Annotated in this window: 7 protein-coding genes; all 7 read left to right on the top strand. The window is 71.1% G+C overall.

All coding sequences use genetic code 11. The features are described from left to right. On the top strand, positions 1-437 hold a 437-nt coding region (locus tag VFL64_RS02520), incomplete at its 5' end, for a glycosyltransferase (RefSeq protein WP_489538809.1). Next, positions 434-1,453, top strand: a complete 1,020-nt coding sequence (locus VFL64_RS02525; protein WP_489538810.1) for a glycoside hydrolase family 5 protein — start codon at positions 434-436, stop codon at positions 1,451-1,453. The genes VFL64_RS02520 and VFL64_RS02525, both read left to right, overlap by 4 nt. 110 nt (positions 1,454-1,563) lie before the next feature. Next, complete coding sequence (locus VFL64_RS02530; RefSeq protein ID WP_489538811.1) at positions 1,564-2,607, top strand: acyltransferase family protein; 1,044 nt, start codon at positions 1,564-1,566, stop codon at positions 2,605-2,607. Continuing rightward, positions 2,604-3,575 (top strand): polysaccharide pyruvyl transferase family protein, encoded by a 972-nt coding sequence (locus VFL64_RS02535; RefSeq protein ID WP_489538812.1) that lies wholly within the window; start codon positions 2,604-2,606, stop codon positions 3,573-3,575. The genes VFL64_RS02530 and VFL64_RS02535 overlap by 4 nt, the downstream gene beginning before the upstream one ends. Next, a complete protein-coding gene (locus VFL64_RS02540) occupies positions 3,572-4,465 on the top strand; it encodes a glycosyltransferase family 2 protein (protein ID WP_489538813.1) in 894 nt (297 codons plus the stop codon). Before VFL64_RS02535 ends, VFL64_RS02540 begins: the two co-directional genes overlap by 4 nt. Further along, positions 4,462-5,187 carry a WecB/TagA/CpsF family glycosyltransferase gene (locus tag VFL64_RS02545; RefSeq protein WP_489538814.1) on the top strand — a complete coding sequence of 242 codons (726 nt, stop codon included), beginning with the start codon at positions 4,462-4,464 and terminating at the stop codon, positions 5,185-5,187. The genes VFL64_RS02540 and VFL64_RS02545 overlap by 4 nt, the downstream gene beginning before the upstream one ends. Beyond that, positions 5,187-6,254 (top strand): oligosaccharide flippase family protein (locus VFL64_RS02550; protein WP_489538815.1); only part of this gene is annotated, 1,068 nt, incomplete at its 3' end. The genes VFL64_RS02545 and VFL64_RS02550, both read left to right, overlap by 1 nt.

A 6,254-nucleotide genomic window follows, 5' to 3' on the forward strand; every position in this document is an offset into this window, starting at 1 on the left:
ATGCGCTCGCGCTGCTGGCGCAGGAGAAGGGCGTGGCGGCTGCCGTCACGCTGCTGCCCAACCCAGACAACGCCGCCATCCGTGCCGCCATGGGCGAGGCCAGCTACTCGGTGTGCCTGTCGCGCCACGAAGGCTTCGGCCTGGCCGCCATCGAGGCCATGAGCGCCGGCCTGGTGCCGGTGCTGAGCGCGATCCCGCCCTTCGAGCGTCTCGCCGCCGAGAGCGGCGTGCCGCTGATCGTGCCGGAAGCAGCGCTCGAAGCGGCCACGCTCGTCATGCAGCGCCACCACGCGCTGCAGTTCCGCCATGCCGCGGTGCGCGCACAGGCACAGCGAGCGGCGCAGCCCTACAGCTGGCGCGAGGTGGTGGGGGCGTACGTGGAAGAGTACGAGCGCGCGCTGCACCCGGCCCGCCCCGCCGAGAAGGTGGCGGCATGATCAGGCTGCTGGTCGCCGCCTTGCTGGGGTGGAGCGTATGCCTCGCCCACGCGGCCCCCGGCCCCTGCCTGGGCGACAAGCCGCTGCGCGGGGTGAACATTGCCGGCGGCGAGTTCAACCCCGCGCGCATGCCGGGCACGCTGTTCAAGGACTACACCTACCCCTCGGCCAAGGACCTGCAGTACTTCGCCGAGCAGCGCGCCAACACCATCCGCCTGCCGTTCCGCTGGGAACGCGTGCAGCGCACGCCGGGCGCCGAGCTGGACGCGGGCGAGCTCGGCCAGATCCGCAAGGTCGTCGATGCCGGCCGTGAGCTCGGCCTGTGCGTGATCCTCGACATGCACAACTTCGGCCTGTACGGGGGCAAGCCCCTCGGCACGCCCGAGGTGCCGCTGCCGGCCTTCACCGACGTGTGGCTGCGCCTGCGTGAGGCCTTCCCCGACCCGGAGCACGTGGCTTTCGGCCTGATGAACGAGCCCGCCCGGACCGCACGCGGCGCCTGGGTGCGTGCGGCGCAGGAGACGCTCACCGCCTTGCGTGGCGCGGGCTCCGGGCACCTGGTGCTGGTGTCGGGCGCGGGCTGGAGCGGCGCGCACGACTGGCAGGCCAAGGTCAACGGCATGTCCAACGCCGATGCCTTCGCGGTGCTCGACGACCCGTTGCGCCGCAGTGCGCTCGAGGTGCACCAGTACGCCGACCGCAACGCCTCGGGCACCGGCAAGGAGTGCATCGCGCCGGAGCGCATGGCCGCCATCCTGAAGAAGGTGGGGGACTGGGCCGCGGCCAGCAGGCAGCGGCTTTTCCTCGGCGAGTTCGGCGTGGCACCCACGCCCGAATGCCTGGACACGCTGAAGGCCCAGCTCGAAGGCGCACGCAACGCGCCCTGGATCGGCTGGACCTACTGGGCCGCCGGCGCGTGGTGGGGGCCGAGCTACCCCTTCGGCATCCACCCCATCGCGGGGCAGCCGCCGCGCGCGCAGATGGCCGTGTTGAAAGAGGAGTGGCGCACGCCATGAGAAACGCTACATCGCGCGCGGGCCGAGCGCCGGGCCGCTCCCAAGCCGGCCCGCATCCCCTTGGGGGATCGCACGATGTACCCATCGGGCGAGGGGACGTCATCAAAGCATTGAACGCGCTCCGCGGGTTGGCGGCCTTGCTGGTCGTGTTCTCGCACCTGGCCGCCTTCACCGGCTACGGCTTCGGGCCGGACCGCGAGGGCCACTTCGGCGTGATGCTGTTCTTCACGCTGAGCGGCTTCCTAATGGGGCTGCTCTACCTCGGCCAGCCCGCCGGTGCACGGCAGGTGGCCGGCTACGCGGTGGCCCGCTTCTCGCGCATCGCGCCGCCATACCTCATCGTGGTGCTGCTGTCCTTCGCCATCTACACGCTCGTGGACCCCGGTTTCCCGTACGCCATTGACCGCCACAACCTGCTGCGCCACCTTTTCTTCTCGGGCAACGTGAGCGTGCTGTGGAGCATCCCGCCCGAGGTGCAGTTCTATGCGCTCTTCATCGCGCTGTGGTGGGCGGTGCAGCGGGCGCAAACCGGCCGCGGGGCAGGGGCCCTGATCGCGGTCCTCGGGTTGGCGGTCATCGCCATCTGCCTGCGCGACGCGGTGCCGGGCACCTTCGTCAGCTCCAAGCTGCAGTACTTCCTGATGGGTGCGATGGTCGGCTGGTTGCACCCGCGCCTCCTGCGCGCCGCGCCGGTGAGCACGCTCGCGCTGACACTGCTGCAGGCGGCCATGCTGGCGAGCCTGCTGCTGTTCATGGTCGGCGCCATCAACCTGCGTGCCGACTACTGGCTCGACCTCGCCCCCGCGCTGGTGTGCGGCCTCGCGGTCTATGCCTTCTCGCACGACCGCACCGCCATCGAAGCGGCGCTTGCCGCACGGCCGCTGCAGTGGCTGGGCGACTGGAGCTTCTCGCTCTACCTGCTGCACGTGCCCGTGCTCTACCTGCTGGGCGAGGCCGGCCTGCCGCGCGGCTCGGCCCTCTCTGCGCTGATCGGTGTGAGTGGCGTGCTGCTCGCCACTGCCGCCTTCAGCGTGGGGGTGGAGCACCCGGCGTGTGCGGCCTGCAAGCGCCGGCTCACGGCCTGGCTGCGGCCGCGTTCCGTCGCCCCCACGCTTGCCCGCGACCTCGCCACCGACCGGAGCCCCACACCATGAGTCACCTCTGCAGCAACAACCTGCCCGCGCTCGTCGACGACAGCAGCGCCTGGGATTGCTTGTGCGATGCCTTGCGCGCCCTGTTCACCCGCCACGGCGGGCGCCTCAAGTACCTGCCCAACGAAGGCAACGCGGGCGATGCGCTGATCGGCGCCGGAAGCTGGCAGTTCTTCGACGACATCGAGCTGCACCCCGAATACGGCACGCTGCGCGGCCTGCGCGCGGGAGACGCGGCCATCTTCGGCGGCGGCGGCAACCTGGTGCCCGAGTACTCGGGCTGCCGCGCCTTCCTGGAGCGCTGCCTGGCGGTGAACGTGGCGTCGGCGCTGGTGATGCCGCAGACCATCCGCGGCCATGACGACGTGCTGGCGCGCCTGGACGAGCGCTTTACCCTGGTCTGCCGCGACACCTCGTCGATGCTGCGGGCCCAGGCCAGCGGCACGCGCGCCCACCTGCTGTTCGCGCCCGACATGGCCTTGTACGTGGACGTGGCGCGGCTCTTCAAGCGCTGCGAACAATACGGCGGGCAGCGCGCACCGCGCACCTGGGCGCGCCTCGCCCACCACGACCGGCTGCTGCCCTACCTGCGCTGGCGCTGGGCGCTGAGCCGCCGTGCGCCGCCACTGGGCGGGCACATCAACATCATGCGGGTCGACCTGGAGGCCACCGCCTCGCAGCGCGGCGACGCCTGGTCCGACATCTCCCACCTCTACGGCTCCAAGCTGCGCCTGCGCGAGGAGTCGGACCTGGTCTCGCGCGACTTCCTCGCCTTCTTCGCGCGCCTGAGCAGCGTGCGCACCAACCGCCTGCATGCCGGCGTGGCCGGGGCGCTGATGGGCTGCGACGTGACCTACCTCGAGAACTCGTACGGAAAGATCGGCGCCGTCTACGACGCCTGGCTGAGCCACCTGCCCTTCGTGAACTTCGAGCCGGTCAGCTTCGGTCGGCGGCGGGAGGCGCGCGCATGAAGTTCTCTCTCATCATGGGCACGCTCGGCCGCACCACCGAGGTGGGCGACTTCCTCGCCTCGCTGCAACGCCAGGACCACCGCGACTTCGAGCTGCTCATCGTTGACCAGAACCCAGACGAACGGCTCGCCCCGCTGGTGGCGCAGTACCGCCAGCACTTCCGCGTGATGCGCTACCGCAGCGCGCCTGGGCTTTCGCGCGCGCGCAACGTCGGCCTGCGCTATGCCAGCGGCGACGTGATCGCCTTCCCCGACGACGACTGCTGGTACCCCGACGGCCTGCTGTCGTACGTGGCGGGCCGCCTGCAGGCGCAGCCGGCACTCGATGGCCTCACCGGCCGCTTCGTCGACGGCACCGGGCGCTCCGAAGGGCGCTGGCTTGCGCGCTCGCAGCCGCTCACGCGCTTCAACGTGTGGCACGGGGCCATCTCGTTCAGCATCTTCCTGCGCCGCGATCTGGTCGACCGCATCGGCGGCTTCGACGAAGACCTGGGCGTGGGTGCCGGCACCCCCTGGGGCGCCGGCGAGGAAACCGACTTCCTGCTGCGCGGCCTGCAGGCCGGCGGCGCCATCGAGTTCGACCGCAACCTGGTGCTGCACCACCCGGTGAAGACCGCCGACTTCGGCCCCGCAGCCATCGAGCGCCAGCGCCGCTACGAGGCCGGCTTCGGCCGCGTGATCCGCCGCGCGGGCTTCCCGGCCTGGTACTTCCCGTGGGTGTGCCTGCGCACCGTGGGCGGCTCGCTGCTGGCGCTGGGCCGCGGCCGCACGGCGCAGGCCCGCTTCAAGTGGCGCAGCCTGCTCGCCCGCATGCAGGGCTGGCATTCGTCCACCCCCACCCATGCCCACACCCACACCAACACCAACACCAATGCCGGAGGACTGCCATGAGCAGCTTGACCCAGACCTTGAAGATCGGCCCGTTTCGCGTCAAGTCCTTCGGCGCGCAAGACCTGATGGGCCAGCTCTACCGGCGGCTCGCGCTCGGCCGCCACACCGAGCTCTTCTTCGCCAACACCAACTTCGTGGTGACGTGCAAGGACTTCGCCGCACGCTTCAACGACCCCGGCATCACGCTCGTCAACGACGGCGTGGGCATGGACCTGGCGGCACGCATGGTGCACGGCCAGCGCTTCCAGGAGAACCTGAACGGCACCGACTTCATCCCGCGCCTGCTGCGTGGCAGCCCGCTGCCGCTGCGCGTGTTCCTGTTCGGCGCGCGGCCCGAGGTGGTGCAGGAGGCCTCGCAGGCCGTGGAGCGGCGCTTCGGCCAGCAGGTGGTCGGCGCGTGCTCGGGCTACGACGTGGACGACACGGCGCTGTGCGCGAGCATCCGCCGCGCCCGGCCCGACGTGGTGCTGGTGGCCCTGGGCAACCCGCTGCAGGAGCGCTGGATCCTCGACCACGCGAAAGACCTGCCGCCCGCGCTCTACGTGGGCGTGGGTGCGCTGTTCGACTTTCTGGCCCAGCGTGCCACGCGCGCGCCCATGTGGGTGCGCCGGCTGCGCCTGGAGTGGTTGTTCCGCCTGGCGCATGAGCCGGGGCGGCTGTGGAAACGCTACACCGTCGATGCGGTGCGCTTCTTCCGCATCTGCCGCCGCGGGCCCGCCTGATGGGCACAGCCCTGCAGCGGTTGCGTGACGCGTTGGCGCGCCGCGCTGCCAACGGCTGGGCCGCCAAGTCGGTCTGGTCGGTGTGCGACAACATGGTCCAGCAGCTGCTGTCGTTCGTGATGTTCGCGCTGCTCGCACGCTGGCTCACGCCGCACGAGTTCGGGCTGCTGGCCATTGCGCACCTGATGGTGCTCTTCGTGCGCGTCTCGCTGCTCGACGCCATCGCCATGCCGGTGCTGCGTGCGCGTGAGGCCGACGCGTGGCTGTTCAACTGGCTGTTCACGCTGTGCACCGTCACCGCGGCGGCGGCGGCCTGCCTGATGGCGCTGCTGTCGTGGCCCCTGGCGCACTTCTTCGCGGCCGAGGGCCTGGTGCCGGTGCTGCTGGGCATGAGCCTGTCGGCGCTGCTGTTCGGCCTGGCGCGTGCGCACGAGGTGCGGCTGATGCGCGAGGGCAACTTCCGGCTGCTCGCGATCCGCTCGCTGTGTTCGGTGACGGCGGGCGGCGTGGTCGCCCTGCTGCTCGCCTGGCAGGGCGCGGGCGCCATGGCGCTGGTGGCGCAGCAACTGGTGATGGGCATCGTGGCATTGGCCATCGCGCTGGCGGCCGAATGGCGCGTGTGGCGGCCGCGCTGGGTGTGGTCGACCCCGCTGATCCGCGAGTCGGTGCCCGAGATGCGCCGCGTCGGCCTGAGCGCGCTCATCAGCTACACCAACAGCAACGGCGATGCGGCGCTCCTGAGCGTGCTGCTCGGGCCGCACGCCACCGGTCTGTACAACCTGAGCAAGCGCGTGCTGGGCGCTGCCTACCTGGTGGTCGCCTCGTCGCTCAGCCGCGTGGGTGCCAGCCTCTTCGCACAGCGCCAGCACGACGCGGCCTGGCTCGCACACAGCTACACCCGCATGCTGGGCTGGACGCTGCTGCTGCTGGCGCCTGTGTACACCGTCGCCACGCTGGTGGCCGAACCCCTGGTGGTGAGGGTGTTCGGCGAGCCCTGGCGCGAAAGCGCCTCGCTGTTCGGCTGGCTGTCGGTGGCGTGTTTCGCGCAGGCGGCCTACATGCTGGGG

This window comes from Rhizobacter sp., from assembly GCF_035702065.1.
Lineage (GTDB): Bacteria > Pseudomonadota > Gammaproteobacteria > Burkholderiales > Burkholderiaceae_C > Rhizobacter.

Bases quoted from the DNA above. Each gene is read 5' to 3' on its own strand.
- VFL64_RS02525 (WP_489538810.1), top strand. From the start codon at position 434: ATGATCAGGCTGCTGGTCGCCGCCTTGCTGGGGTGGAGCGTATGCCTC.
- VFL64_RS02535 (WP_489538812.1), top strand. From the start codon at position 2,604: ATGAGTCACCTCTGCAGCAACAACCTGCCCGCGCTCGTCGACGACAGC.
- VFL64_RS02545 (WP_489538814.1), top strand. From the start codon at position 4,462: ATGAGCAGCTTGACCCAGACCTTGAAGATCGGCCCGTTTCGCGTCAAG.
- VFL64_RS02540 (WP_489538813.1), top strand. From the start codon at position 3,572: ATGAAGTTCTCTCTCATCATGGGCACGCTCGGCCGCACCACCGAGGTG.